Genomic DNA, 3,167 nt, shown 5'->3' on the forward strand with positions numbered 1-3,167 from the left:
CTGCAGCGGTGCGTCCAGGCTGGTGTCGGCGAGGGCGAAGCGGGCGTTGGTGCCACCGATGTCGGCAACCAGGACCGGTTGGTTCTGCAGCGTCATGCGTTGCCGTCCTTGCGGTCGGCATCCACTTCGACAGGCAGGAAACCGGCGGCCTCGGCCGGGCCCCATTCGCCGGCCGGGTAGGGCTGCAGCGGCAGGTTGGCGGCCTTCCAGGCATCGCTGACGCTGTCGATCCACGCCCACGCGGCACGCACTTCGTCATCGCGCACGAACAGCGCATGGTTGCCGTTGAAAGCGTCCAGGAACAGGCGTTCGTAGGCGATGCGGCGATGCAGGCCGGTGGGGACGGACAGTTCCAGTTCCAGCGGATGCAGTTCCAGCGCGCCCCATTCCGGGCCGGCCAGCGAGCTCATCAGGCCCAGCTCGATGTTCTCCTGCGGCTGCAGCTGGAAGACGATGCGGTTGGGGGTGGCGTTGCGACGGTGCGGACGCTCGAACAGCCAGTGGGTGACCGGCTTGAGCGTGACCACCACGCGGGTGGTGCGCTCGGCCAGGCGCTTGYCGGTGACCAGGTGGAACGGCACGCCGGACCAGCGCCAGTTGTCGATGTGCGCGGTGACCCCGGCGAAGGTTTCCACGTCGCTGCCTTCCGGCGGCTGGTAGGCCTGGGCCGGCTGGCCGTTGATGGTGCCGGCGGTGTAGCGGCCGCGGACGCTGTCACGGGCGGCGTGCTTGGCATCGAGCGGGCGCAGGGCGCGCAGCACCTTGACCTTCTCGTCGCGGATGCGGTCGGCTTCCAGCGAGGCTGGCGGCTCCATCGCCACCAGGCACAGCAGCTGCAGGATGTGGCTCTGGACCATGTCGCGCAGCGCGCCGGAGCGGGCGTAGTAGGCATCGCGGCCATCCACGCCTTCGCTCTCGGCAACCAGGATGTGCACCGATTCGATGTAGTTGCGGTTCCATACCGCTTCCAGCAGCGTGTTGCCGAAGCGCAGCGCGATCAGGTTCTGCACCGCCGCCTTGCCCAGGTAGTGGTCCAGGCGGAACACGCGGTCTTCGTCGATCCACTGGCCGATGGTGGAGATGATCTCCTCGGCGCTGGCGCTGTCGCTGCCGATCGGCTTTTCCAGCATCAACCGGTGCGGCGCGGCCAGGGCGCCGCCCTTGGCCAGGCCTTCGCAGGTGGAGATGTACAGGCCCGGCGGGATGGCCAGGTAGCTCACGCAGTGACGGTCGACCAGGTCGCTGACCGACTCGGCCACCGAGTCCGGGTTGCGCAGGTCCACCGAGCGGTAGTCGATGCGCATCAGCAGCGAGTGGATGTCTTCCTGGCTGGCCATCGGCATGGCCTGCTGCAGCCGCGGCCGCAGGATTTCGCGGAATCCGTCGGTATCGTGCGGGGACAGGGCCAGCGCACGGATCTTGAAATCTTCCGCCAGCAGGCCGTCGCCCAGCAGGCGCAACAGGGAGGGGAACAGGTAGCGCTGGGCCAAGTCGCCAGTGGCGCCGAACAGGAAGAGGGTGTCGTGCATCGCTCGAGTTTCAGATCCGGGTGACATCGTTGTCAATCGCTTCTCGTCTATGTTCTCGGGGGTCTCGCCGGGCGTGATGTCCGATGTTGCAGAGGCAACATGAACAGGCACGCGCCTGCGCATCATGGGGCATGTTGCGGGCGGATCGGGCGACTGTGGGCTCGCCGATGCGTCGCGGTCATGACCGACCAACGGATACTGCCACGTGAAAACGTTTACATGGCAGAATGAGCAGACTGTATTCGATTGCAGTGGTCGCCGTCATGCGGCACCACGCCATCGACCTGCCATCGGGAGGGCCGAGGGCAGTTCCGCACAACAGCCCGGCAGCGGGCGGACTGGAATGGGTGATATGGCAAAAGTGCAGTTGCAGGGCGTGCGCAAGGTCTACGACAACGGCCAGGTGGCCGTTCAGGGCGCGACCTTCGAAGTGGCCGATGGGGAATTGATGGTGCTGGTCGGGCCGTCCGGCTGTGGCAAGTCGACCTTGCTGCGCATGGTCGCCGGGCTGGAGGAGATCAGCGGCGGCACGCTGACGATCGGCGACCGCGTGGTCAACGACGTGGCGCCCAAGGACCGCGACATCGCCAYGGTGTTCCAGAGCTATGCGCTGTACCCGCACATGACCGTGGCCGAAAACCTGGCCTTCGGCCTGAAGCTGCGCGGCCACGACAAGGCCACGATCAGCAAGCGCGTCAACGAGGCGGCCGAAACGCTGGGCCTGACCGACATGCTCGACAAGCTGCCCAAGGCGATGTCCGGCGGCCAGCGCCAGCGCGTGGCGCTGGGTCGCGCGCTGGTGCGCGAGCCGGCGGTGTTCCTGCTGGATGAGCCGCTGTCCAACCTCGACGCCAAGCTGCGCCACAGCGTGCGCACGGAAATCGCGCAGCTGCATCGCAAGCTGGGCACCACCATGATCTATGTGACCCACGACCAGGTCGAGGCGATGACGCTCGGCCAGCGCATCGTGGTGCTCAAGGACGGCGTCATCCAGCAGATCGATACGCCGATGGCGCTGTACGACCGTCCGGCCAACCTGTTCGTGGCCGGCTTCCTCGGCAGCCCGGCGATGAACGTGCTGCGCGGGACGCTGCAGCGCACCGACAGCGGCATCGTGGTGCAGGAAGCGCAGCTGACCGCGCCGCTGGGGCAGGCAACGGTGGATCCGGCCTGGATCGGCAGGACGCTTGCGGTGGGCGTGCGACCGGAGCACCTGCAGCCGGCCGCGGCCGAGGATGCGACGGGCTTCGAGGCGACCATCGACGGCATCGAGCCGGTCGGCAACGAGATCTTCGTCAACATGACCAGTGGCGGCCAGGCGCTGGTGATGCGCGTGGCGCCGCAGGCGTTGCCGCAGGTCGGCGAGAGCATCCGCGTGGCGATCCACCCGAAGGGGCTGCATTTCTTCGATGCGGACACCGGCGAACGCTTGAACGCCGACTGAGGGTGCGGGCGGGTTGGCGGGGGTGCCGGCCAGCGGCCGGCAGGGCACGCGTGGCTGCTGGGTTCATGAGGTTGCCGGCCAGCGGCCGGCAGGGCACGCGTGGCTGCCGGGTCATGAGGTTGCCGGCCAGCGGCCGGCAGGGCACGCGTGGCTGCCGGGTTCATGAGGTTGCCGGCCAGCGGCCGGCACTACGG

2 protein-coding genes are annotated in these 3,167 nt (G+C 67.9%); one reads left to right on the forward strand and one right to left on the reverse strand.

Going from position 1 to position 3,167, the window contains the following annotated elements:
• Window positions 1–92: 92 nt before the first annotated feature.
• The gene (gene zwf, locus ACXJKH_RS17600; RefSeq protein ID WP_457321256.1) at window positions 93–1,529 is read right to left on the reverse strand and encodes a glucose-6-phosphate dehydrogenase; all 1,437 of its coding nucleotides are present in this window, start codon (window positions 1,527–1,529) and stop codon (window positions 93–95) included.
• A 352-nt stretch (window positions 1,530–1,881) separates the two neighbouring features.
• Here zwf and ACXJKH_RS17605 point away from each other — a divergent pair, with 352 nt between their 5' ends.
• Window positions 1,882–2,973: an ABC transporter ATP-binding protein gene (locus tag ACXJKH_RS17605; RefSeq protein ID WP_457321258.1), complete on the forward strand. Its 1,092-nt coding sequence runs from the start codon at window positions 1,882–1,884 to the stop codon at window positions 2,971–2,973.
• Window positions 2,974–3,167 lie beyond the last annotated feature (194 nt).

Source organism: Stenotrophomonas sp. P5_B8 (assembly GCF_054049855.1).